17 protein-coding genes are annotated in these 23981 nt (G+C 69.8%); 14 read left to right on the forward strand and 3 right to left on the reverse strand.

Features of this window, described 5'->3' with window-relative positions; translation table 11 throughout:
• Nucleotides 1-74: 74 nt before the first annotated feature.
• The 6 genes from hrpA (at nt 75) to ACFWZ4_RS14535 (ending at nt 12099) form a co-directional block, all read left to right on the forward strand.
• Nucleotides 75-4223: an ATP-dependent RNA helicase HrpA gene (gene hrpA / locus ACFWZ4_RS14510; protein WP_439705386.1), complete on the forward strand. Its 4149-nt coding sequence runs from the start codon at nt 75-77 to the stop codon at nt 4221-4223.
• A gap of 95 nt (nt 4224-4318) precedes the next feature.
• A complete protein-coding gene (locus tag ACFWZ4_RS14515; protein ID WP_439705387.1) occupies nt 4319-6433 on the forward strand; it encodes a RelA/SpoT family protein in 2115 nt (704 codons plus the stop codon).
• A gap of 75 nt (nt 6434-6508) precedes the next feature.
• The gene (locus ACFWZ4_RS14520) at nt 6509-8242 is read left to right on the forward strand and encodes a hypothetical protein (RefSeq protein ID WP_439705388.1); all 1734 of its coding nucleotides are present in this window, start codon (nt 6509-6511) and stop codon (nt 8240-8242) included.
• Nucleotides 8243-8253: 11 nt separating this feature from the next.
• Nucleotides 8254-9084 carry an NAD-dependent epimerase/dehydratase family protein gene (locus ACFWZ4_RS14525; protein ID WP_439705389.1) on the forward strand — a complete coding sequence of 277 codons (831 nt, stop codon included), beginning with the start codon at nt 8254-8256 and terminating at the stop codon, nt 9082-9084.
• Nucleotides 9085-9262: 178 nt separating this feature from the next.
• On the forward strand, nt 9263-11566 hold the full coding sequence (mrcB, locus tag ACFWZ4_RS14530; protein ID WP_439705522.1) for a penicillin-binding protein 1B: 2304 nt from the start codon (nt 9263-9265) through the stop codon (nt 11564-11566).
• A gap of 11 nt (nt 11567-11577) precedes the next feature.
• On the forward strand, nt 11578-12099 hold the full coding sequence (locus ACFWZ4_RS14535; RefSeq protein WP_439705390.1) for a tetratricopeptide repeat protein: 522 nt from the start codon (nt 11578-11580) through the stop codon (nt 12097-12099).
• 48 nt (nt 12100-12147) lie between these two features.
• Here the strand turns inward: ACFWZ4_RS14535 and ACFWZ4_RS14540 are convergent, their stop codons facing one another.
• On the reverse strand, nt 12148-12537 hold the full coding sequence (locus tag ACFWZ4_RS14540) for an MAPEG family protein (protein ID WP_439705391.1): 390 nt from the start codon (nt 12535-12537) through the stop codon (nt 12148-12150).
• Nucleotides 12538-12587: 50 nt separating this feature from the next.
• Complete coding sequence (locus ACFWZ4_RS14545) at nt 12588-13160, reverse strand: TMEM175 family protein (protein WP_439705392.1); 573 nt, start codon at nt 13158-13160, stop codon at nt 12588-12590.
• A gap of 92 nt (nt 13161-13252) precedes the next feature.
• Here ACFWZ4_RS14545 and ACFWZ4_RS14550 point away from each other — a divergent pair, with 92 nt between their 5' ends.
• Nucleotides 13253-15205 (forward strand): ATP-dependent DNA helicase, encoded by a 1953-nt coding sequence (locus tag ACFWZ4_RS14550; protein ID WP_439705393.1) that lies wholly within the window; start codon nt 13253-13255, stop codon nt 15203-15205.
• A 107-nt stretch (nt 15206-15312) separates the two neighbouring features.
• A complete protein-coding gene (locus tag ACFWZ4_RS14555; RefSeq protein ID WP_439705394.1) occupies nt 15313-15681 on the forward strand; it encodes a VOC family protein in 369 nt (122 codons plus the stop codon).
• Here ACFWZ4_RS14555 and ACFWZ4_RS14560 read toward each other — a convergent pair.
• A complete protein-coding gene (locus tag ACFWZ4_RS14560; protein ID WP_439705395.1) occupies nt 15678-16535 on the reverse strand; it encodes a helix-turn-helix domain-containing protein in 858 nt (285 codons plus the stop codon). The two genes, ACFWZ4_RS14555 and ACFWZ4_RS14560, sit on opposite strands and share 4 nt — an antisense overlap.
• 129 nt (nt 16536-16664) lie before the next feature.
• Between ACFWZ4_RS14560 and ACFWZ4_RS14565 the strand changes: the two genes are divergently transcribed.
• The 6 genes from ACFWZ4_RS14565 to ACFWZ4_RS14590 all read left to right on the forward strand — a co-directional run bounded on the left by ACFWZ4_RS14565 (nt 16665) and on the right by ACFWZ4_RS14590 (nt 23962).
• The gene (locus tag ACFWZ4_RS14565; RefSeq protein ID WP_439665513.1) at nt 16665-16817 is read left to right on the forward strand and encodes a hypothetical protein; all 153 of its coding nucleotides are present in this window, start codon (nt 16665-16667) and stop codon (nt 16815-16817) included.
• A 419-nt stretch (nt 16818-17236) separates the two neighbouring features.
• On the forward strand, nt 17237-18364 hold the full coding sequence (locus tag ACFWZ4_RS14570) for a DmsE family decaheme c-type cytochrome (RefSeq protein ID WP_439705396.1): 1128 nt from the start codon (nt 17237-17239) through the stop codon (nt 18362-18364).
• A 27-nt stretch (nt 18365-18391) separates the two neighbouring features.
• Entirely contained in the window at nt 18392-20983 is a 2592-nt protein-coding gene (locus tag ACFWZ4_RS14575) for an MtrB/PioB family outer membrane beta-barrel protein (protein WP_439705397.1), read from the forward strand.
• Between the two features lie 10 nt (nt 20984-20993).
• Nucleotides 20994-21713, forward strand: a complete 720-nt coding sequence (locus ACFWZ4_RS14580; RefSeq protein WP_439705398.1) for a c-type cytochrome — start codon at nt 20994-20996, stop codon at nt 21711-21713.
• Nucleotides 21714-21787: 74 nt separating this feature from the next.
• Entirely contained in the window at nt 21788-23089 is a 1302-nt protein-coding gene (locus ACFWZ4_RS14585; protein ID WP_439705399.1) for a diguanylate cyclase, read from the forward strand.
• A gap of 42 nt (nt 23090-23131) precedes the next feature.
• Complete coding sequence (locus ACFWZ4_RS14590; protein ID WP_439705400.1) at nt 23132-23962, forward strand: helix-turn-helix domain-containing protein; 831 nt, start codon at nt 23132-23134, stop codon at nt 23960-23962.
• Nucleotides 23963-23981: the final 19 nt, after the last annotated feature.

Genomic DNA, 23981 nt, shown 5'->3' on the forward strand with positions numbered 1-23981 from the left:
ACCGACTGGCGCCCGCGCCGTGAAATGAATCGTTCCGATGAGGCCCATAGCCTGCGGCTATCATGTGCGGTCCCATGAACGACACTCCGCCCCCGAAGCCCGACGACGCCCGCCTGCGCGCCTTGCGCGAGGCGCTCGCGGGCGTGTCCAGCCGTGACTTCGGCCGGCTGCTGGGACGGTGGCGCGGGCTTTCGCGCCAGCCCGATTCCCGCAAGCTCGATGCATTGGCGGCCGACGTCGCCGCCTCGGCGGCGCGACGCCAGGTGCGCGCCGCGGCCAAGCCGGCGATCCGGCTGGACAAATCGTTGCCGATCAGCGCACGCGCCGACGAGATCGTCGAACTGATCCGCAAGCACCAGGTCGTGGTGATCGCCGGCGAAACCGGCTCGGGCAAGACCACCCAGTTGCCCAAGCTGTGCCTGGCCGCCGGCCGCGGCGAGGCGGGCATGATCGGCTGCACCCAGCCGCGCCGCCTGGCTGCGCGCTCGGTCGCCCGCCGCGTGGCGGAGGAACTGGGCACGGCGCTGGGCGAGCAGGTCGGTTTCCAGGTGCGGTTCAACGACCAGGTGTCCGAGCGCACGCTGGTCAAGTTCATGACCGACGGCATCCTGCTGGCCGAGACTCAGGGCGATCCGTGGTTGTCGTCCTACGACACGGTGATCATCGACGAAGCGCACGAGCGCAGCCTCAACATCGACTTCCTGCTCGGCTACCTCAAGCGCCTGGCCCAGAAGCGGCCGGAGCTGAAGATCATCGTCACCTCGGCGACGATCGACACCGCACGCTTCGCCCAACATTTCAACGACGCGCCGGTGGTGTCGGTCGAAGGGCGCGCTTACCCGGTCGAAGTCCGCTGGCGCGCCGCCGACGCTCCGGGAGCGCCGGCCCCGGCGCGTGATCGCGGCGCCCACGCGCGCGACACCTCCGACCGCATCCAGCAAGGCAGCGCCGAACACATCGGCCTGGTGCTCGACGAAATCATGGCCGACCGCAGCCTCGGCGGCGGTCCTGCCGATGTGCTGGTGTTCCTCCCCGGGGAACGCGAGATCCGCGACGCGCACCTGCTGCTCTCGCGCCGCCAGTACCGTGAGACCGAAGTGCTGCCGCTGTACGCGCGCCTGTCGGCGGCCGACCAGGATCGCGTGTTCAAGCCCGGACCGAAGCGGCGCATCGTGCTGGCGACCAACGTGGCCGAAACCTCGTTGACCGTGCCGCGCATCCGCTACGTCGTCGACACGGGCAGCGCGCGGGTGATGCGCTACAGCCAGCGCAGCCAGCTCGAGCGGCTGCATGTCGAGCCGGTCTCGCAGGCGGCGGCCGACCAGCGCAAGGGTCGTTGCGGGCGCATCGGCCCGGGGATCTGCTATCGGCTGTACGGCGAGTCGGATTTCGAAAGCCGGCCGCGTTACACCGATCCGGAACTGCTGCGCTCGTCGCTCGCCAACGTCATTTTGCGCATGCTCTCGCTGAAACTGGGCGAGGTGGAGGACTTTCCGTTCCTGGAGGCGCCCGATCCGCGCATGGTGGGCGACGGTTACCGGCGCCTGGCGGAGATCTCCGCCATCGACGAGCGCCGGCACCTGACCGCCATCGGTCGCCAGCTGGCGCGACTGCCGATCGACGTGCAGCTGGCGCGCATGCTGGTCGAGGCGCAGGAACGCCATGCCCTGCGCGAGTTGCTGGTGGTCGTGGCGTTCCTTTCCATCCAGGACCCGCGCGAGCGGCCCTCCGATGCGAGGCAACAGGCCGATACGGCGCATGCGGCGTTTGCCGATCCCAGATCCGATTTCGTCGGCGTGCTCAATCTCTGGCGCGAGTACACCAAGGCGCACGAGGAGCTGACCCAATCGAAACTGCGTGACTGGTGCGGGCGGCATTTCCTGTCGTTCCTGCGCATGCGCGAATGGCGCGAGCTGCACCGGCAGTTGTTGCTCGTGGTAGCCGAGTTGGGATGGAAGCTGGACGCCAGCGCCAAACCTGCTCCCTCTCCCCTCGGGGGGGAGGGTCGGGGTGAGGGGACACCCTCGCGAAAGAGCCAGGCTCCAGCCCGAGGTGCCTCAGCTCGTGCTTCGCGCAGCGAGGCGCAAGGTTCCCGCCCCACCAGGAAAGCTCCGGGCGATCCCCGGCCCCTCACCCCAACCTTCTCTCCAGAAGGGAGAGTGGGCCAGAGTCCGGTGCTCGGCGAAGATGCAGCGAGCCCGGAACAATACGAAGCCATCCACCGCTCGCTGCTCGCCGGCCTGCCCACCCAGGTCGGCCACAAGGACGAGAAGGGCGTCTACCGCTCCACCCGCGAGCGCCGCTTCCAGGTTTTCCCTGGCTCGGCGCTTGCGAAGACGCCGCCCGCCTGGCTGTTCGCCGCGCAGATCCTCGACGTCGGCGGCCGCGTTTGGGGCATGAGCTGCGCGCGCGTGGAACCGGCCTGGATCGAGCAACAGGCCGCGCACCTGGTCAAGGGCAGCTGTCGCGACGCGCACTGGTCGCGCAAGCGCGGCACGGTGGTCGCCTACGAGCAGGTCAGCCTGTTCGGGCTGACCCTGGTCGAGCGCCGCCCGGTCACCTTCCAGAAGCAGGACCCGGCACTCGCCCATGCGATCTTCCTTCGCGAGGCGCTGGCACGCGGCGACCTCGACGCGCGCGCGGATTTCGTCCGCGCCAACCAGCGCGTGATGGCGCAGGCGCGGGAGATCGAGGCGAAGCAGCGCCGCGAAGGCCTGGTGCGCGGCGAGGATGAACTGGCGGCGTTCTTCGAAAACAAATTGCCGCAGGACATCGCCAGCACGCGCGCCCTGGACGCCTGGTACAGCCGCGCGCGTCCGGCCGAGCAGGCGGCGCTGCGCTGGTCGCTCGACGACGTGATGGCCGGCGGTGCCGGGCTCGACCCGAAGGCGTTCCCGGCCACGCTCGACCTTCCGCCACAACACTACAAGCTCGAATACCGCTTCGTCCCCGGCGACGAGGCCGACGGCGTCACCCTGCAACTGCCCCTGGCGATGCTCAACGCACTGCCGGCCGCCCGTTGTGAATGGCTGGTGCCGGGCCTGCTGGTCGACAAGGTGGCCGAACTGATCCGCGGGCTGCCCAAGGCACTGCGGCGCAATTTCGTGCCCGCGCCGGACTTCGCGCGCGCCTTCGTGGAGGCCGAGGCGCCGCGCGAGCAGCCGCTGCTCCAGGCACTCGCCGCCTTCCTCAAGCGCGCCACGGGCGTGGACGCGCCGCCGTCCGAATTCGCGGCGGTGGAATTGCCGGCCCACTTGAAGATGCGCTACCGCCTGCACGACGAGCGCGGCAAGACGCTGGCCACCGGCCGCGACCTCGCCGCATTGCGCGCGCAATGGGAAACGCAAGCCCGCGAAGCCTTCTCGCGCAAGACCGACGTCGAGCTGACGCGCGAGGACGTCATCCGCTGGGACTTCGAGGAAATTCCCCCGCAGGTGCGCTCCGAGGGCGGCCTCACCGCCTTCCCGGCGCTGGTCGACCTGGGCGAGGCGGTGGCGCTGCGCGTGTTCGAACGTCGCGACGAAGCCCGTGCGGCGCATCTGAAAGGCGTGGAGCGGCTGCTGCGCAACGCGCTGGCCAGCGACATGAAGCAGGCCCGTCGGCGCCTGCCGATCGCCAATCCGCTGTCGCTGAAATACGCGCCGCTGGGCAGCGTCGACTCGCTGCGCGAGGACCTGGTCGAGGGTGGCTTCGGAAACCTGTTGGCAACGCACGACCTCGACGCGCGCACGGCCGGTGATTTCGAGGCGCTGCGCACCGCGCTTGCGCGCGAGCTGTTCGCCGCGGCGGTCGAGCGACTGAAACTGGTCGAGCCGGTCATCGAGGCCCAGGCCGATCTCAAGCCCTGGCTGGACCCCCCGCTGATCGGCTTTGCCCGCGCCAGCTACGACGACCTGCGCGAGCAGCTCGACGCGTTGCTCGCGCCCGGCTTCGCCCGCGAACTGCCGAACGCGCGCCTGGCGCACTACCCGCGCTACCTCAAGGCCATGCGACTGCGTGCCGAACGGCTGCGCCAGGACCCGGCCAGGGACCAGCAGCGCATGCTGCAGGTGCTGCCGTACTGGCGCGAGTACCTCAGGCACCAGGCCGGGGGCGGGGCAGAGCTCGACGAACTGCGCTGGCTGATCGAGGAATGGCGCGTCTCGTTGTTCGCGCAGGAACTGAGGACCGCCGAACCGGTGTCGGCCAAGCGCCTGGCGCGGGCGTTGGAAGCCTTGGGGTGATCCGCCTGCCGCCGGGTTGAACGCTGCGCTCCGCGCTTCCCCTTCGGCTCCGCTACGGCCTCCGACAAGGACCTTCTTCTAGAATGTCCCTTCCCATGTCCCAGCCCACCCATCCCGCATCGACCCGCCTGGCTCAATGGCAAGTCCGCGCGGCCGCGTTGCCGCTGCTAGCGGATGCCCTGGCGACCTGCACGCCGGCGAACGGGGCCGAATGCGCGGACGTGCTGGACCTGCTCGCCATGCTCGGCTGCGACGCGCAGACACAGGCGGCCGCGGTGTGGTTCGAGCTGGCGCAGGGCGACCCGGAAGCCTGGCAGGCACGCGCGCCCTGGCTGCCGCTGGAAGTGCAGCGGCTGGTCGAAGGCCAGCTCGCCGCGCAGAAGGTCTGGGCCCTGCACGCGCAGCGCGAGACCGGCACGCACGAGGGCCTGCGCCGGCTGCTGCTGGCGATCATTCGCGACCTGCGCGTGGTGTTCGTGCTGCTGGCCCGGCAACTGGCGAAAATGCGCGGCGCGATGGCATTGCCCGAAGCCGAGCGCATGGCGCTGGCCAGGCTCACCCGTGACATCCACGCGCCTCTCGCCAACCGGCTGGGCATCTGGCAGCTGAAGTGGGAGCTGGAGGACCTGGCCTTCCGCTATCTGCAGCCGGACACCTACAAGCGCATCGCGCGCCTGCTGGACGAGCGCCGCGCCGACCGCGAGGCGTTCATCGCGCAAGTGCTGGCCGAGCTCGGTGCGGCGCTGAAGGACGCCGGCATCAAGGCCGACCTCGCCGGCCGCCCGAAGCACATCTATTCCATCTGGAAAAAGATGCATCGCAAGGGCCTGGATTTCTCCGACCTGTATGACATCCGCGCGGTGCGCATCCTGGTCGACAATGTGGCCGACTGCTACGGCGCTCTGGGCGTGGTGCACGCGCAATGGCAGCACCTGCCGCGCGAGTTCGACGACTACCTCGCCCGCCCCAAGGGCAACGGCTACCGCTCGCTGCACACCGCGGTGATCGGTCCGCAGGGCAAGACGCTGGAGGTGCAGATCCGCACCCACGCCATGCACCGCGACAACGAGCTGGGCGTCGCGGCGCACTGGCGCTACAAGGAGGGCGGCGGCGCCGATGCCGAGTTCGAGGCGAAGATCGCCTGGATGCGCAAGCTTCTCGAGCCGCGCGCCGACGAGGAGGTGGCGGCCGAGCTGCGCACCGAACTGCTGGAAGACCGCGTCTACCTGCTTACGCCCAAGGGCGAGGTCTTCGACCTGCCGCACGGCGCCACCGTGCTCGACTTCGCCTATTACGTGCACACCGAGGTCGGCCATCGCTGCCGTGGCGCCAAGGTCAACGGCCGCATCGTGCCGCTCACCCACCAGCCGCGCAGTGGCGACCGCGTGGAAATCGTCACCGCGAAAAACGCCGAACCCAGCCGCGACTGGCTCTCGCCGCACCACGGCTACCTCAACACCAGCCGTGCGCGCGAGAAGGCGCGCTCGTGGTTCCACCGCATCGCGTTCGACGCCAACCTCGCCGCCGGTCGCGCACTGCTCGAACGGGAGCTCCGGCGCCTCGCGCTGCCCAATGCCGATCTGTCGAAACTGCCGGCCCATTTTCACCTGAAGACGCACGAGGAACTGCTGGTCGCCCTCGCGCTGGGCGAGGTCAGCGGCGGCCAGATCGCACGCGTGCTGCAGGAGGCGGCACACCCGGTCGAACCTGCGCCGCTTCCGGCGCAGCCGGTCGCGCGCCACGTCACGCCCGACCATGGCGCGCTGCGCATCGAGGGCGTGGGCAACCTGCTGACCGTGCTGGCGCGCTGCTGCCAGCCGCTGCCGGGCGATCCGGTGCGCGGCTTCATCACCAAGGGCCGCGGCGTGTCGGTGCACCGCGCCGATTGCGCCAGCCTGGCGCGGCTGGCGCGACGCGATCCGGACCGGGTGATCGACGTCGAGTGGGGCCGGGCCACGGCGCAGTCCTATCAGGTCGACGTCGAGCTGCACGGCTTCGACCGCAAGGGCCTGCAGAAGGACGTGATGAACCTGATCAGCAACGTCGGCACGCCGATCGTGGCGTCCTCCAGCCGGCTGCAAAGCCGCACCGGCGAGGTGGAGATGCGCTTCACCCTGCGCGTGCGCGACTTCGAGCAGCTCTCGTCCCTGCTCGGCAAGCTGGTGGCGCTGCCCAACGTGGTCGAGGCAAGGCGGGTCAGCGCAAGCTGAATGCGCGAGCTTCACCGCCGGGCGCGTGAAGTGGGCGATGCTAAGCTGGATCCGTTGCCAGGACAGCTATGGACCATGAGCGGACGCAGAGACAAAAACGGCCGGGACGGGCGCGCCGAACCCACGTTGGGTGACCTGGGCGACCTGCATGCCCCGCGCCCGCGCGCGGACGACCCGGACGATCGCCTGCCGCCGATCTCCTTCCATTCGCCGCGGACGACGCCACCGCCGCGTCGCCGGCGCATCCGCCTGCGCAGCTGGCACCTGGTCTTGCTGGTGGTCGTGTTGCTGCTCGGCGCCGGCGTGTGGATGCTGCGCGAATACCAGAACAGCTTGCGCGACATGGTCCCGCGCACGGAGCTCAACGACGTCCTGAGCCGCGCCGACAAGGCGCTGCAGGACGGCCATCTGGACGGCACGGACGGCACCAGCGCACGCGAGCTCTACCAGGGCGCGCGCGCGCTCGAACCGGACAACGACCGAGCCCGTGACGGCCTGCACCAGGTCGGCATGGCCGAACTCTCGCGCGCCGACGCCGCTTTCCGCGCTGGCCGCCTCGACGAGGCGCAGCAGGAACTCACCGTCGCCCGCGAGCTGCTCGGCGGCGGCAGTGACGTCGACCGGCTCGACGGGATGATCCGGCAAGCGCGTGGCGCCGCGCAGCCGGCCGACGACCTGGTCGAACGCGCGCAGAAAGCGCTCAACGCGGGCAAGCTCACCGGCCCGGACGGCGCCGGCGCGCTGTACCAGCAGATGCTTGCCGCCGATCGCGACAACGCGGTGGCCCAGCACGGCCTGGATCAGGTCGGCAGCGGCCTTGCCGAGCAGGCGCGCGCCGCGCTCGCCCATGGCGACGCGGCCACCGCCGCCACCCTCATCGACCAGCTGACCGCGCTGCTGCCCAGCTACGGCGACCTGCCCGCATTGCGCGCCGCGCTCGCGCAGGCGCAGCACCAGGACGACGGCGCCCTGCTCGAAGCCATTTCACAGGGCCAGCAGGCCTTGCGCGAAGGCCGTATCGCGGGCGAGGGCGACAATACCGCGCTGGCGAAATTCCAGGCCGCGCTCACGCTCGATCCCGGCAACGTGCAGGCCCGCGCAGGCCTCGGCCAGGTCGCCCAGGCGCTAGTGGTGCAGGCCAACGCGGCGCTCGATGCCGACGACACCGACCAGGCCTCCCGCCTGCTCGACCAGGCCGAGGCGCTGGCGCCCAAGTCCGCCGATCTCGCCGCCGCGCGGGCGCGGCTCAACACCAAGACCGCGCGAGCCACGCCGCCTGCCACGCAGCCGGCACCGACCGCCGCCAAGCCGGCGCAACCTGCGCCCGAAGCCGAACCGCCGCCGCCCCCGCCGCCGGAACTGACCGCCGACCAGATCGAACAGGTTGCCGAACTGGTGCGCCGGGCCCGCACCGCCGCCACGCAGGGCCTGATCATGCTGCCTCCGGGCGAGAGCGCGTACGACCTCTACCGCAACGCGCTGGCCATCGACGGCAACAACCAGGCCGCGCTGCAGGGGCTGGAAGACCTGCCCAATCTGGTCGTGCAGTTGTTCAACCAGGCTCTCGCCAGCAGCAACCTGGACAAGGCCGGCGAATTGCTCGGCGCGCTTGGCGATCTGTCACCCGGCGATTCCAACGAAAGCGTGTTGCGCGAGCGGCTGGTCGACGCCTGGCTGGACCAGGCCGAGCAGCAGCTCGACCGCGGCGACCGCGCCAACGCGGCGCAGTCGATCGAGCAGGCGCGCAGGCTCGCACCCTACCTGCCGCGCGTGAGCGAACTGTCGCGTCGCCTGCAATCCGGCCACTGACCGGAGGTTGCATGACCGTCGTAGTGTTCGGGGCCAGCGGCCAGATCGGCCATTTCCTGTTGCCGCGCCTGCGCGCGCGTGGCGAGTCGGTGATCGCGGTGAGCCGCGAGCCGCATGCCGACAGCGAGGGCGTGCGCTGGGTGCGCGGTGGCCTGCCCGATGCGGTGCCCGCGATGTCGCCAGTGTCCGCCATCGTCAGCTATGGCCCGCTGCAGCCGTTCGCGCGCTGGCTCGCCGCGGCGGCGCCGACGGGTTCACCGCGCGTCGTGGCCACCAGTTCGATGAGCGCGCAGAGCAAGGCCGCTTCCGAGGTGCCGGCCGAGCGCGAGATCGCGCGCCTGCTGCAGCAGGGTGAAGCGGAACTGGTGGACGCCTGCGGGGTGCTGGGCTGCGCCTGGACCGTATTGCGGCCGACACTGATCTACGGCGCTGGCCGCGACAAGAGCCTGACCCCGCTCGCGCGCCGGGCGATGCGCACGCGCGCCTTTCCGCGACCCGCCGGTGGCGGCCTGCGCCAGCCTGTCCACGCGGACGACGTCGCGCTGGCCACGCTGGCCGCGATCGATCGACCCGCCAACCGCGTGCTGATGCTCGGCGGTGGCGAGCGGCTGACGGCGGGCGAAATGTTTGCCCGCGTCCAGCGCAGCCTGCCGATGGCGACCCTGCCGCTGCCGGTCCCGACCTGGCTGCTGCGCCTGGGCCGCCATGCAGTCCCGCGGTTGCGCGGTCCGCTGGCCCGGCTGGACGCCGACCTGGTCGCCGACAACAGCGAGCTGGAACGCCTGCTCGACGTGCACCCGCGGCCGTTCCAGCCGGATGCGCAATGTTGGGGGCCGGACTGACCCGGCGTCTGCGCGGCGCGCCGGAAGCGCACCCCCCGTTTTGCCCGCCTCGCGCCAGTCCGACGCCCGCGCCACGCCACATCCCGCCGCCCACGTTCAGATGCGCGCCGGGTGGGACGCCCTATCATCGGAGCCCACCTTGGATCCAGGTTCGAAAACCTTGGCACTGATCTCTCGCATGGGCGCGTTCGCGCGCCACAGCTGGCGCTGGCTGCGCATTCCGTTCTGGGTTGCGCTGGGCCTGGGGCTGGGTTTCGTGCTGCCGTACACGCTGATCCTCAACAAGCGCGTGCAGGATCGCTTCAACGACCTGGTGTTCGCCGTGCCCACGCGCGTGTATGCGCGTCCGCTGGCGCTGGCCCCCGGCGTACCGATGTCGTCGTCCGCGCTGGAACTGGAATTGACCTTCGCCGGCTACATCCACGATGCCGCCGGCAAGGTGCCGGGCACCTGGACGCGCGACGGCAGCCGCTACGTGATCTCCTCGCGCGGCTACGCCGGTCCGGATGGCGGCGAGCTGCCCAAGCGCATTCGCGTGGCGCTGGGCCGCGGCCAGGTCGAGTCGCTCGCCGAGGCGGCCACGGGTGCGCCGATCAAGCTCGCCCATCTGGATCCGGCGCGCATCGCCACCGTCTACGGCGCGCAGCAGGAAGAGCGCCGCATCGTGCGCCTGGCCGACGTGCCGCCGCTGCTCGTGACCGGCCTGCAGGCGGTCGAGGATCGCGACTTCAAGCATCACATCGGGCTGGATTTCAGCGCGATCCTGCGCGCCGCCTTCGCCAACCTGCGCGCCGGCCACACCGTGCAGGGCGGCTCCACGCTGACCCAGCAGCTGGTGCGCAACCTGTTCCTGGACCGCAGCCAGAACCTGGTGCGCAAGTTCAACGAAGCGCTGCTCTCGCTGCTGATCGAGGCGCACTACTCCAAGGACCGCATCCTGGAGGCCTACATCAACGAGGTCTTCCTGGGCCAGCAGGGCAACCAGGCGGTGCATGGCTTCGCCGCGGGCGCCGAGTTCTACTTCGGCCGCCGGCTGGAGGACCTGCGGCCGCAGGAAATCGCGCTGCTGGTGGGCATGGTCAAGGGCCCGAGCTACTACGACCCGCGCCGCTTCCCCAAGCGCGCACTGGCGCGGCGCAACCTGGTGCTGAAGGAGTTCTACGACACCGGCCTGCTTGGCGCCGGCCCGGTCAACGCCGCGCAGGCCGCGCCGCTGGACATCGCGACGAATGCGCAACTGCCGCACAACCGCTTCCCGGCGTTCATGCAGCTGGTGCGTGCGCAGATCACCAACGATTTCGACGACGAGACGCTGCGCAACGGCAAGTTGTCGATCTTCACCACGCTCGACCCCGCCGCGCAGCTCTACGCCGAACAGGCGATCACCACCGCCATCAAGGACATGGGCAAGCGCGGCGACAAGGTGCAGGCGGCCGGCGTGGTCACCGATACCGACACGGGCAGCGTGCTGGCGGTGGTCGGCAGCAAGACGCCCGGCGACCCCGGCTTCAACCGTGCGCTCGATGCGCGCCGGCCGATCGGCTCGCTGGTCAAGCCCTTCGTCTACCTGGTGGCGCTGACCGATCCGGCGCACTGGAACCTGGGCACGCCGCTGGACGATTCGCCGATCATGCTGCGCCAGCCCAGCGGCAAGACCTGGATGCCGCAGAACGACGACAACCAGTCGCACGGCTTCGTGCCGATGGTCGACGCGCTGGCGCATTCGTGGAACCTGGCCACCATCCACCTGGGCCTCGCCGTCGGCGTGCAACGGGTCAAGGCGTTCCTGGAGTCGTTCGGCTTCACCGACATCAACCCGAGCCCCTCGATGCTGATCGGCGCGGTGGACATGTCGGCGTTCCAGGTCGCCCAGCTCTACGAATACGTGGCCGCGGACGGCCACGCGCTGCCGCTGCTGGCGGTGCGCGGCGTGGTGGACGGCGAGGGGCATACCGTCAAGCGTTACGAGATCGAAGGCGGCAAGGGCGAATACCAGCAAGCGGTGCGGCTGGTCACCTGGGCGATGCAGCAGGTGGCCGAGTACGGCACCGCGCACAGCCTGGGCGACTCGTCGCTGGCCTGGCTCAACGCCGCCGGCAAGACCGGCACCAGCAACGACATGCGCGACAGCTGGTTCGCCGGCTTCACCGCCGACCGGCTCGCGGTGTTCTGGATGGGCCGCGACGACAACAAGCCGACCGGCCTGTTCGGCGCCACCGGCGGCCTGCGCGCCTGGCAGGACCTGTTCCGGCACCTGCCCACGCGCCCGCTTTCGGCGCAGCCGGGCGAGGGCCTGGAAATGGCCTGGATCAATCCGGTCGACGGCAAGCCCACGCAGCCCGAGTGCGAGGGCGCGCGCCAGTTCCCGGTCGTCGCCGGCTCGCTTCCGGCCGACAGCGAGGGTTGCTTCTGGCAGCGCATCGGCAACTTCTTCGGCGGCGACGGCAACACGCCGGCGCCCGCCGCTTCCACGCTTCCCTAGAGACCCTTTCGATGTTTTCCGTTTCGCGTTTTCGTTTTGCCTCCGCCACGCTCGCCACGCTGCTGCTCGCCGGCTGTTTCAGTGTCCCGCCGCAAGAAGAAAAGCCGGTGCTGCCGGCCCACGACATGGTCGGCGCCATTCGCGCAGCTGGCGCTCGCGAGCAATCGGTCATCGACGTGGCGCCCTTGCGCGACCCCGGCGTCAGTGCCTGGCAGGACGCCGCCCAGGCGGACGAACGCGCTGGCCGCTACGCCGATGCGGCCGCCAAGCTCGACCAGGCACTGAAGCTCAATCCCGACTCGCCGGACCTGTTGCAGGACCGCGCCGAAGTCGCCATCCGCCTGCACGACTACGCCAGTGCCGAGCGCCTGGCGCGCCATTCCTGGTCGCTCGGGCCGCAACTCGGGCCGCTGTGCGCGCGCAACTGGCAGACGGTGGTCGAGATGCGCCAGCAGGCTGGCGACCAAACCGGCGCCATCGCAGCGCGCAAGGGCGTGCAGGACTGCCACAAGGAAGGCGTTCCGCGTTACTGAAAACCTGGTTCCCTCTCCCCTTCGGAGAGAGGGAGCAGTGACGCACGCTCAGAGCGCGGCCTTGAGCAACATCACGATCCCCGCGATGCTCACCGCCCACACCAGCGTACGCAGGTACGGGATACCCGCCGCATACACCGGCAGGTAGACCAGCCGTCCCCAGAAATACAGTTGCGCGCCCAGCGCGCTGCTCGCGTCCTGCCTGCCCATCGCGACCACTGCGAGCACGAGCGCGGCGAAGAACGCAAAAGTCTCCAGGAAATTGGCGCGCGCACGGTCCAGTCGTCCGGCGACGCCGGTCAACGGCACCGCGGGCTCGTCCCGCGCGCTGGCTGCCCAGCCCGGCCCGCGCTGAGCCATCGAGCCAGCCGCCGCGATGGCGATCTGTACCAGTCCAAGGATCACGCTCCACACCAGCATCTGCAGTTCGGTCGACATCGTGTGCTCCTGAGGTTGAGGTCCTGTGGGGCTGTATCGGTCGTGCACGTTCAGCGTCCGGCTTCGGGTCGCAGATGCAGTATCAGGCCGCCGCATATGAGCCCGAAGCCTACGCGCGGGGCGACTGTCGCGACGCAGGCCGCGCTCACGAAGATGGCAAGCACCGCCAGCGACCGTCGCCGCGCGATCCGCCGCGGGCGTTCGGCCAGGTGGTCGGCCCTGGCCAGCACCCGGTACTCGAACACGTTGTAGGCGATGTCGATGCACACGAAGAGCCCGGCGTAGAAGACCATCGGCGCCGATGCGAGGCCGGTGCGAGCGATCCACGAAGTCGCGAACGGCAGCAGCGATACCAGGAAGAGATGGATGAAGTTGGTCCAGATGAGCCCCAGCGTGGGCTCGCCGGCGAACCGCATCAGGTGATGGTGGTTGATCCAGATGACGGCGATGAAGAGATAGCTCACCGCATAGCTGATCGCCGTGGGCCACAACGGCACCAGCGCCGAGAACGACGGCCGGTCGGGTGCCTCCAGTTCCAGCACCATGATCGTCACGATCACGGCGAAGACGGCATCGGAGTAGGCGGCCAGCCGTTCCGCCGTGGCCTTCTTTTCCCCACCCATGGCGCGTTCCCCCAAAAGGTTGCCGGCCATGGTGCGCCGGCACCGGGTCGCTCGCCAGTGCGTCCGCGCGGCGCCTCGGCGATACTTGCGTGATGACCGATCCTGAAGACATCGGCGCGCTGCTCGGCGCCGACGGCCCGTTTGCCCGCGAGCTGCCCAACTTCGCCCCGCGCCTCGCGCAGCAGGCGATGGCCCGCTCGGTCGCCGACGCCATCGCCAACCGCGACACGCTCATCGCCGAGGCCGGCACCGGCACCGGCAAGACCTACGCCTACCTGGTGCCCGCGTTGCTCTCGGGCGAGCGTGTGATCGTCTCCACCGGCACCAAGGCGCTGCAGGACCAGCTCTATTTTCGCGACCTGCCAAAGGTGCGCGCGGTGCTCGGCATGCGCGGCAAGGCGGCGCTGTTGAAGGGTCGGGCGAACTACCTGTGCCTGTACCGGCTGGACCAGACCGTGCGCGAGGGCGGCACCTTCGAACGCACCGAGGCTTCGCAGCTGGCCGCCATCCGCGCCTGGTCGGCGCGCACCCGCGCGGGCGACCGCATGGAACTGGCCGAGGTGCCGGAGGAATCGCCGCTGTGGCCGCGGGTCACCTCCACGCCGGAGAACTGCCTGGGCGTCGAGTGCCCGTTCTTCGACGACTGCCACGTGGTCAAGGCGCGCCGCGAGGCGCTGGAGGCGGACCTGGTGGTGGTCAACCATCACCTGCTGTTCGCCGATCTTGCGCTCAAGCAGGAAGGCTTTGGCGAGATCCTGCCAGGCGCCGGCGCATTCATTTTGGACGAAGCACACCAGGTGCCCGAACTGGCCGGCCAGTTCTTCTCGCAGAGTGTCAGCGCACGCCAATTAGGCGACCTGGCCGCCGACGCGCTGCGCGAATGCAGCGGCGTCACCGGCGCCATCGGCCTGCTGCTGGAACCGGCCGAGGCGTTGCAGGGTGCACTGCGCCGGCTGCGCCTTGCGATGGACGCGCTGCCCACGCGCGGCCCGTTCCATCAACTGGACGCCTTGGCTGCCGTGCATGAAGGCCTGCAGGATCTGGGCGAGCTGCTCGCAGCCTTCACCGACCTGCTCGCCTCGCAGGCTGAGCGTTCGCGTGGCCTGGCCAACGTGCACGAGCGCGCCGCCGCGCTCGCCGAACGGCTCGACCGCATCGTCGACGGCGGCGGCGCCGAGGACGTGCGCTGGTACGAACTCTTCCCGCGCGGCTTTTCCCTCCACGCCACGCCGCTGGACCTCGCCGCGCCGCTGCGCGCCATGCGCGAACGCACCGGCGCGGCATGGATCCACACCTCCGCCACGCTTTCGGTCGCCGGCAGCTTCGACCATTTCGCCCGCCAGCTCGGCCTGGACGATCCGCAGGCGCTGCACCTGGACAGCCCGTTCGACTACGCCAGCCAGGCGTTGTGCTACCTGCCTGCGGGCCTGCCCGATCCGAACATGTTCGACAAGAGCGGGCGCGACCACACGGAGTGCGTGATCGAGGCCGCGCTGCCCGTACTTGAAGCTTCCCACGGCCGCGCCTTCCTGCTGTTCACCTCGCACCGCGCGCTGCGCCGCGCGGCCGAACTGCTGGCCGACCGCGTGCCGTGGCCGCTGTTCGTGCAGGGCAGCGCGCCGCGACACCAGTTGCTGGAGGAGTTCCGCGCCAGCGGCCACGGCGTGCTGCTCGGGGCGGCGAGCTTCTGGGAAGGCGTCGATGTCGCCGGCGAGGCATTGAGTGTGGTGGTGATCGACAAGCTGCCGTTCGCCGCGCCCGACGATCCGGTGCTGCAGGCACGGCTGGACGCGCTGGAGCAATCGGGCATCAACCCGTTCATGGGCTGGCAGGTGCCCGCCGCCGCCATCGCGCTCAAACAGGGCGCCGGCCGCCTGATCCGCGATGTGCACGACCGCGGCGTGCTGATGCTGTGCGACCCGCGCCTGACCAGCAAGGGCTACGGCCGCCTGTTCCTTGCCAGCCTGCCGCCGATGCCGCGCACGCGCGAACTGGCCGACGTGCAGGCGTTCTTCCAGCACGCCACCCTGTCCGTCGCCGGTTGAGCCGTCGGCACCCGCAGGCGCGGGTGGCCGATGCCGTCGCCTTGGCGCACTATTGCCCGCGCTTGAGACGGCCGCATCCGCGGTCGTAGACGAACCGGGGAGGGCACATGGCCAAGGTCATCGGACTGGGTGGGATTTTCTTCAAGTCGCGCGATCCGGGCGCGCTGACGGCGTGGTACGCGCGGCACCTCGGGCTCGAACCGGAGGCGTGGGGCGGCGTGCGTTTCCAGGAGGATGCGTCGCGCCCGGGCTACCTGCTGTGGACGCCGTTTCCCGCCGACACCACCTACTTCGAGCCGAGCCAGCAGGCCTACATGATCAACTTCCGCGTCGATGACCTGGCCGGATTGCTGGAGCGATTGCGCGCCGACGGCGTGGAGGTGGACGAACGCGTGGACCAGAGCGAGTACGGCGCGTTCGGCTGGATCATGGATCCCGAAGGCAACCGCATCGAACTCTGGCAGCCGCCGGCCTAGGCCCTGGCCCCGATCGCGACCCGCCGGCCCGTGGCGCGACCGGCCGCGGGCGCCGGGCTTTCCGGCACCAGCATCGTCGGCGCCAGGCCGAACATGCGGCGGCAGGTGCGGCTCAGGTGCGCCGAATCGGCGAAGCCGGCCTGCTGTGCCGCTTCCGTCCACGAGCCGCTAGCCAGCCCCCGCGTCACCGCGAAACCGACGCGCGCCCACAGCAGGTAGGCGCGGAACGAAATGCCGGTCTGCGCCACGAACAGATGGCGAAAGCGGCTCGGCGACAGATGCGCCATCGAAGCCGCCTGCGTGAGCGTGAGCCCGGCGCCGGGCTGGTCGCGCACGCGGTCAAGCACCACGGCAATGCGCCGGTCGACGGCCTGTGGACCCGCGGGCGTGGCGGCCAGGTGTTCGACCACGCGCTGCGCCGCCTCGATGAGTGACCGGTCCGTCCCGCGCGCGTCGAACACGGCATGCAGCGCGGCGGCGAGTGCACCCAGGCCGTCATCGGGAAGCAGGCTCACGTCGTGTTCGCCATAACGCGCGAGCAACGCGCGGCCGGCCAGCGTCTCCGGTTCGACGAACACCATTGCCACCGGTTGCCCGCAACCGTCGAAGACATGCCAGCGATCGGGCATCACGATCGCCGCCGAGGTCTCGAGCCAATTTTCCTCGGCCGCATCGCGGATGCGGATCGGTTGTGCCGCGGCGAGCGTGATCTGGATGGCATGGTGGCTGTGCGGCTGCACCTGTCCGGTGTCGCGGCCGACCCATACGCTCGCGCCCTTCCACAACAACACCCGCCCGACGCCACCCACGCGGCGGCGGGAATCGCTGCCGTTGCCGGCCATGCCTGGGGACATCGCGGGCCTCCGCGTCGAACAGGGACCCCCGCAAGGTTAGCCCTTCGATTCAAGCGTGCGATAGGGGTGGTCCGGACAATGACGTCCACGGATCGAGCATCCGTACCCCTACCCCACGAGGACACGACCATGAACAACACCGACACCTTCGCCTGCCGCTGCGCCAACTGTGCCGGCGCCACCTGCACCTGCGGCTGCCAGGCCGCGCCTGCCAGCCAGCCCGGCTGCGGTTGCGGCTGCGGCATCGGCCAGCCCTGCCGCTGCGGCGAACCGAACGCCTGAAGCCCCGATCGGCGGCGTGCACCGCGCACGCCGCCCACGGCCGCCATGTGAACGGCGCGAGCCGACCCATTGCATTGGCCGCCCATGCAGGAACCACTTGCGGGGCAAGTCCTTCGGCAGCCCGTAGCGACGGCGCATCGCCACCAATGAGCTCCTGCAAAGGCATGCGCGAGCCCCATTTCCCGCCCATGCAACCTGGACGTTTCCGAAACGCACTTACGGTGGGTTCCAGTGGCACGACCGGCGCCAGCGCCGGCGGCCATGCCGCGTGGAACCGCTCAAAACGCTTGCATCCGCTCTTCACGCCATAGGGTCTATTGGCCTGGCGGCGGCGGATGCAGGCGCCGCCGTGTCGGGCTGCCGGCTTGGGGGCAGGGGCCCGCGTTGCAGGTTCTCGCCAGACATCGGGGATGCGAGCCATGCGTGCCATACCGGTTTCGTTCGCGGCCGTGCTGTCCATCGCAGTGGGCCTGGGAGGCGTGGTCTGGTCCGCGGCCCGCGCGCAATCGGCCCCCCAATCCGCACCGGCGCCGGCCGCCAGTCAGCCGTCCAGTACGCTGACCCAGTCCGACATCGCACGCATGCTCCCGGCCACCGACATGGGCGCGGGCGATTTCCGCAAGGACAACCCGCATCTGCGCCAGGTCGAGGACAGCCCCGCCACCTCGTTCGACGCCGCCCCGATCCCGCACAACCCGCTGGCGCCCGAGGCCGACCCTGTGGGCGCGAAAACCTGCGCCGCCTGCCATTCGCTGGAGGACATGCACGCGGCCCACTCCATCCACGTGCAGGCGTTCAATGCCGGTGCGGCCGACAGTGGTCCGCAGGCGGCCTGCGAAAGCTGCCACGGCCCCGGCTCGGAACACGCGAAGAACCCGACCGAGCCCGGTTCGATCATCGCCTTCACCCACGGCGCGAAAACCGACGTGCACACCCAGACCGAGGTTTGCCTGGGCTGCCATGCCGGCGGCGCTCGCCAGCACTGGCTCGGCTCGGTGCACGAGGCGCGCGGGCTGTCCTGCGCCGACTGCCACAACCCGATGGCGCGGCTGTCGCCCGAAGGCGTCCTGGCCAAGCCTTCGATCAACGAGGTCTGCGCCACCTGCCACAAGGACATCATGGCCAAGTTCAACCGGCGCTCGCACATGCCGTTGCCGGAAGGGCAGATGGCCTGCACCGATTGCCACAACCCGCACGGCACGCTGACCCGTCCGCTGCTGAAGACCGATACGGTCAACGAGACCTGCTATTCGTGCCACGCCGAAAAGCGCGGCCCGTTCCTGTTCGAGCACGCGCCGGTGCGCGAGAGCTGCCTCAACTGCCACGACCCGCACGGCTCCAACCAGCAGACCCTGCTGGTGGCGCCGGTGCCGATGCTGTGCCAGCAGTGCCACACCATGACCCGCCACCCGAACGACCTGCAGGTACCGACCAACCTCGGCCGCGGGCCGAACCCGGACGAACGCCTGATGGGCCGCGCCTGCCTGACCTGCCACACCAACATCCACGGCTCGAACAACCCTTCGGGTTCGCGCTTCCACAAATAGGACGACCACGGACGAGGAGCCCACGCCATGCGCACCGTCCATCCGATGTCCCGCGCCATCCTCCTCGCGTTGCTGGCGGGCGCGCCTTTGGCGCACGCCAGCGACAGCAGCGACACCATGCGCGTGGGCGACATGCAGTACGGCAACGCTCTGGACCCGCGCGGCTGGTCGCCGCTGATGACGCCCGGCCCGGAGGGCATGTCGTGGCTGCACCCGGGCATGCTGCGAACGCCCAGCGGCGCGCTCTATCCGTACCCGTACGACCTTGCCGGCAAACCGCTGGGACAGGGCGGCGACTGGACCTGGTGGGGCCTGCTGCAACTGGGCTACATCCACGTCGGCGGCGACAGCAACGCGGAGTTCTTCCGCCAGTACACCGACTGGAAGAACGGCGCCGCGCTGGGCCTGTTCGCGCTGGGCTTCGACAACCCCAAGACCGGCAGCTATGTCGAGTTCCGCGGCAGCCGGATCAGCGGCGACGACCAGTACTACCGCCTGCGCGCCGGCCGCTACGGACACTACAAGTTCCAGGCGTTCTACCGCGACATCCCGCACACGGTGTCGACCAACGCCTTCCCGATCTGGGACGGCATCGGCAGCAGCAACCTCACCCTGCCGGCAACCCTCGTTCCGGGCGGCAGCACCATCGCGGCCGTGCAGGCGGCCTCGGCCGCCGCGCCCCGGCGCACCATCGCACTGACCCGCACGCGCACGGGCCTCAGCCTCGAAGGTGCGCTCTACCGCGACTGGATCGGCTTCGCCTCGATCACCAGCGAGAAGCGCGACGGCACGCGGCTGTGGGGCGGGCCGATGTTCTTCAACTATCCGTTCTTCACCGACACCGGCTCACCGTTCGGCGGCGACGGCGGCATCATGGAAACGGTCCGGCCGATCGACTTCACCACCACCGACGTCAACATCGGCCTGCGCCGCGTCGGCAAGCTGTGGCACTTCAACGCGCTCTACAACGGCTCGTTCTTCCGCGACCACAAGAGTTACCTGGACTACCAGAACCCGTTCCTGATCCACAACGTGGTCGGCGTTCCCAACGTCGCGCCGGTGGTGAACGGCGAGTATTCGCTGGAACCGGACAACGACTACCACAACCTGCGAATGGAACTGTCGCGCGAACTCAAGTGGCGCGGCGAGCTCTCGCTGGCGGCCGCCTACGGGACCATGCGCCAGAACGACGCGCTGCTGCCGCCGGTCAATTGCACGGGCACGCTGGGCTTCGCCGTGGGACCGCTTCAGCAACTGATCCCGTGCGACCTGTGGAACACGCCCGCGGCGCTCTCGCGCACGCATGCCAACGCGCGCATCGACACCAGGTTGTTCGACGCCAAGCTCAGCTTCCACCCGGGCCGCAGCTTCGGCTGGCACGCGGAACTGCGCTACTACGACGAGGACAACAAGACCCGCTACCTCGCCTACAACCCGCTCACCGGGCAATACGGCTACATCTCCGAGAACGGCGCGCAGGGCAGCGTGGTGCCGGGCGAGACGGGCATCTTCGACAACGGCTACTACGCCACTTCCAACGTGCAGATCGCCAGCGTGCCGTTCGGCTACCGCGACACGCTGCTGGAACTGGGCGCGGACTGGAACGTCGGCGAATCCGATTCGCTCAGCCTGGTCTACACCTTCGACCACAACCAGCCGCGCCACCGCGAACGCACGCGGCTGGACGAGCAGCGCATCAAGCTTTCCTGGGTCAGCCGCTCGCTGGGAGACGCGACCTTGCGCGCCAGCTTCGAGTACGGCGACCGCAGTGGCGGCGCGTACGACTACGACCCCTACGAGGCGTACTACTCCAAGTCGCTGCCGGGCTTCGTCAACGCCGGCGGCATCCCGCCGCCCGCGTTCACCGTCGACGCCATGCGCAAGTACGACATGAGCGACCGCAAGGAAACCAAGGCGCGGGTCATCCTGATCTATCCGCTGGGCGACACCAGTACCGTGTCGGCAACCTTCTACGGCAGCCGCGACCAGTACGACGCGCTGGTCGGCCGGCAGAATACGCACAGCACCGGCTTCACCGGCGAGTGGGACTGGCAGCCCGGACCACAGACCAATGCCAGCGTCTACATCGGCGCCGAAACGACGAAGCTCAAGCTCGCCAACGTCGCCGACAATGAATCGGCCTTCGGCGGCCCCGGCCGCGTCGACCCGAGCTTCGGCGGCCCGCTCTACCCGCTGGAGAACTACTGGCACGACCTGGACCGCGAGCGCGACTACAACGCCGGCATCACCTTCGCGCACGACTTCGGGCGGGTGAAGCTCGACCTGGCGTGGAACTACACCCAGTCGCTCTCCCAACTCAACTACGACTTCGCCTCGCCGGGCGCGCTGACTTTCCCGCAGGTCGCGCCGCTGCTCGATGGCAGCTTCCCCGACAACCACTACCGTTCCAGCACCTTCGACGCGGGCCTGAGCTTCCCGGTCACCGACAGCATCGGCGTGCGGCTGTTCGGTCGCTACCAGAGCGGCAGTTTCCTGGACTGGCACTACCTGGGCTTCGACGACACGCTGGTCTACGACCACCGCATCTACACCGACCGCGGCCCGCAACTGCATTACCGCGCCACGCTGGTCGGCGCCATGCTCAGCATCAAGCTGTGAGGGCAATCGCATGAATCGCCTGCTGCTCCCGCTGCTGTCCGTACTGGGACTTGCCTGCGTACCCCTGTCGACACGAGCCCAGGCCGATACGCCGCCAGCGGCGGCACCCGCTCCCGCGTCGTCGGCCGCCTTCCTCGATCTGCGTGCACAGGCTCCGATCCGGGGCGATGCTGCTGCCGGATCGGCCAAGGACGGCGTGTGTTCGGCCTGTCACGGGCCGCAGGGCATCGCGATCGCACCCAACTTTCCCAACCTGGCCGGGCAATCGGCCACCTACCTGTACGTCCAGCTCAAGGCGTTCCATCAAGGCCAGCGCAGCGATCCGATCATGAGCGGGCAGGCCGCGCCGCTGACCGACACCGACATGCGCGACATCGCCACCCACTACGCCTTGCTCGCTCCGAAACCCGGCGGTTCGGCCGATGCCAGCTCGCGCGGCGCACGACTGTTTCTCACCGGCGATCCCGATCGCGGCATCCCGCCCTGCCAGGGCTGCCATGGCAGCGATGCGCTCGGCCCCCGCGTGCAGCCCGTCCGCTCGCCTCACCCGCCCTGGTCGACCATCCCGCGCCTGCGCGGGCAGTCGGCGATCTACCTGACGAAACGACTGACCGACTTCCGCAACGGTGTGCATCCGGGCAGCAGCAACACGCGGATCATGGAAGGCGTCGCCAGGACGCTGGGCGACGACGACATGCAGGCGCTGGCGGCCTACCTTTCCAGCCTGTGAGTCACGCGTCACCCTCCGTCGCCGTCCAAGCCGCTAGTCTTCCGCCGGTCTGACGCGAAGCCGGAGGCTTCGGAATGAAAAAGAACCAGCGGCTACGGCAGCTCAGCGTTGCCCAGCGCCTGGCGCTCTTCCTCGTGCTGGTGCTGTTGCCACTGGTCGCGTTGAGCGTGGTCAGCGTGGCCGTGCTCAACGAGCAGGAGGCAGGCTTCAGCGAATCGGTCGAAGAGTCGGTGACCATGCTGTTGCCGCTGAGCACGCTCGAACACTATCTGCAGCGCGCGCTGGTCGACGAACTGGAGGAACAGTCGGGCCAGTCCTCGCCCAACTTCGCGGCGCTGGCGGACACGATCGACAAGACCTTCGCCAGTATCGAGTCGGTCGACCAGGGCACGGCCATCGCCCCGGAGGTCGGCGAGGCCGAACAGGCCTGGGTCAGCGCCCGTCCCTCGGTGCGTCGGTTGATCGAGCAGGTCAGGCCGTTGGCCCCCGGGCAGGCCGATGCGATCGCCGACGCCCGCGCCCGGGCAGAACTGCAGGCGGCCATCGACGAGATCGCCACGGCCCGGCGGCAGCTCACGGCCGTGGTCAAGGCGCGCTATCTGCGCGCGATCGCCCAGCGTCACCAGCAGTTGCGCTGGTTGGTGGCCGGCTGGGCGTTGACGCTTATCGCCGCCGCGCTGATGGCGGCCGCGCTGGTGCGTTCGCTGCTGCGGCCGATCCACGAGCTGGGCCGCGCCGCGCGCAGCATGGGCGAGGGCGTCCCCGGCGTGCGCGCGCCGGTCACAGGCAGCGACGAGCTGACGCTCCTGGCCGAGCGCTTCAACGAGATGGCCGCCTACTGGGAGGCCTCGCGCCAGAGCCTGCTGACCGAAGCGGCGCAGGACCCGCTGACCGGCGTGCTCAATCGCCGCGGCATCCTGGCTGCGCTGGAAGCGGACCTCGCCACGCATGCCCGCGAGCAGGCGCCGCTCAGCCTGTTCATGATCGACCTGGACCGCTTCAAGGCCATCAACGACCAGTTCGGGCACAGCGCGGGCGACCGCGCGCTGGTGTGGGTGGCGACGCGCCTTCGCGAGATGCTGCGCGAGGGCGACCGGCTGGGCCGCTACGGTGGCGACGAGTTCCTGATGGTGCTTCCGCGCACCACGCTGGCACAGGCCGGGGAGATCGCTGGCCGCATCGAGGCCAGCCTGAACGAAGCCGCCGCGCGCGAGTCGGCCCGGCCCGGCGCCAGCATCGGCATCGGTGCTGCTCCCGAACACGGCTGGGCCGCCGCGGCGCTGATGGAAGCGGCCGACCGCATGCTCTACGCCCACAAGGGCCAGCGACGCACGGATGCGGGTGCGGGCTTGCGGCCAACCTCTGCCGCCGGCTGAGGGCGCTAATCTGCGCGCACCCTTGTCGCCTTCCTCCGCCCCATGACGGATTTCCAGGTCCAGACCCTGCTCAGCACGCCGCTGGTCGACGTGCACGACGTGGTCTGTGCAGGCACCTGTCGACACCGGGGCGAGGTCGAGCGCGCCAGCCGCACGCACCTGGTCTTTCCCTATCGCGGCACCTACGTGCGCCATGTCGGCAATGACGACGCGGTAGCCGATGCCAGCCAGGTGCTGTTCTTCAACGCGGGCGAGGACTACCAGGTCAGCCATCCCAATCCGGGCGGCGATGCCAGCTTGTCGATGACCCTGGACGAGGTGCTGCTGCGCGAGATCGCGCCGGCCGAACTGGTGTTCCCGGAGGAGCCGCTGCGTTTCCGCGAAACGCGCCTGCGCATCGATCCACGCGCGCAGGCGCTGGTGGCGCTGCTGCGCCATTCGCTGCGCGAGGGCGTCGCCGAGCCGCTGGAGGGCGAAAGCCTGACGCTGACCCTGGTGCACCGCGCCCTCGCGCCGCGCACCACCCACGCGGCCGCTTCCAGCCACGGCCGCCAGCGTCTGGTCGACCGCGCCAAGCTGGTGCTCTCGCGCGACCTGGCGCGCCGCTGGTCGCTGGCCGAGGTGGCGGCGGAAGTCGGCGTGTCGGCGGTCTACCTCACCCAGAGCTTCCGCCAGGTCGAGGGCGTGCCGCTGTACCGCTACCAGTTGCGCCTGCGGCTGGCGCGCGCGCTGGACCTGCTGCGTGACTACGACGACCTCGCCGCGCTGGGCGTGGACCTGGGCTTCTCCAGCCACAGCCACTTCAGCGCCGCGTTCCAGAAGATGTACGGGCGCACGCCCAGCGAGTTCCGGCAGATCGCGCTGCATCGCTGATCGCTAAAGTTTTCGACAG

This window comes from Frateuria sp. GZRe12 (genome assembly GCF_051900535.1).
In the GTDB taxonomy this organism is placed as follows: domain Bacteria; phylum Pseudomonadota; class Gammaproteobacteria; order Xanthomonadales; family Rhodanobacteraceae; genus Frateuria_A.

Excerpts from the sequence above, each read along its gene's own strand:
- hrpA (WP_439705386.1), top strand. The coding sequence starts at position 75 with ATGAACGACACTCCGCCCCCGAAGCCCGACGACGCCCGCCTGCGCGCC.
- ACFWZ4_RS14515 (WP_439705387.1), top strand. The coding sequence starts at position 4,319 with ATGTCCCAGCCCACCCATCCCGCATCGACCCGCCTGGCTCAATGGCAA.
- ACFWZ4_RS14520 (WP_439705388.1), top strand. The coding sequence starts at position 6,509 with ATGAGCGGACGCAGAGACAAAAACGGCCGGGACGGGCGCGCCGAACCC.
- ACFWZ4_RS14525 (WP_439705389.1), top strand. The coding sequence starts at position 8,254 with ATGACCGTCGTAGTGTTCGGGGCCAGCGGCCAGATCGGCCATTTCCTG.
- mrcB (WP_439705522.1), top strand. The coding sequence starts at position 9,263 with ATGGGCGCGTTCGCGCGCCACAGCTGGCGCTGGCTGCGCATTCCGTTC.
- ACFWZ4_RS14535 (WP_439705390.1), top strand. The coding sequence starts at position 11,578 with ATGTTTTCCGTTTCGCGTTTTCGTTTTGCCTCCGCCACGCTCGCCACG.
- ACFWZ4_RS14540 (WP_439705391.1), bottom strand. The coding sequence starts at position 12,537 with ATGTCGACCGAACTGCAGATGCTGGTGTGGAGCGTGATCCTTGGACTG.
- ACFWZ4_RS14545 (WP_439705392.1), bottom strand. The coding sequence starts at position 13,160 with ATGGGTGGGGAAAAGAAGGCCACGGCGGAACGGCTGGCCGCCTACTCC.
- ACFWZ4_RS14550 (WP_439705393.1), top strand. The coding sequence starts at position 13,253 with ATGACCGATCCTGAAGACATCGGCGCGCTGCTCGGCGCCGACGGCCCG.
- ACFWZ4_RS14555 (WP_439705394.1), top strand. The coding sequence starts at position 15,313 with ATGGCCAAGGTCATCGGACTGGGTGGGATTTTCTTCAAGTCGCGCGAT.
- ACFWZ4_RS14560 (WP_439705395.1), bottom strand. The coding sequence starts at position 16,535 with ATGTCCCCAGGCATGGCCGGCAACGGCAGCGATTCCCGCCGCCGCGTG.
- ACFWZ4_RS14565 (WP_439665513.1), top strand. The coding sequence starts at position 16,665 with ATGAACAACACCGACACCTTCGCCTGCCGCTGCGCCAACTGTGCCGGC.
- ACFWZ4_RS14570 (WP_439705396.1), top strand. The coding sequence starts at position 17,237 with ATGCGTGCCATACCGGTTTCGTTCGCGGCCGTGCTGTCCATCGCAGTG.
- ACFWZ4_RS14575 (WP_439705397.1), top strand. The coding sequence starts at position 18,392 with ATGCGCACCGTCCATCCGATGTCCCGCGCCATCCTCCTCGCGTTGCTG.
- ACFWZ4_RS14580 (WP_439705398.1), top strand. The coding sequence starts at position 20,994 with ATGAATCGCCTGCTGCTCCCGCTGCTGTCCGTACTGGGACTTGCCTGC.
- ACFWZ4_RS14585 (WP_439705399.1), top strand. The coding sequence starts at position 21,788 with ATGAAAAAGAACCAGCGGCTACGGCAGCTCAGCGTTGCCCAGCGCCTG.
- ACFWZ4_RS14590 (WP_439705400.1), top strand. The coding sequence starts at position 23,132 with ATGACGGATTTCCAGGTCCAGACCCTGCTCAGCACGCCGCTGGTCGAC.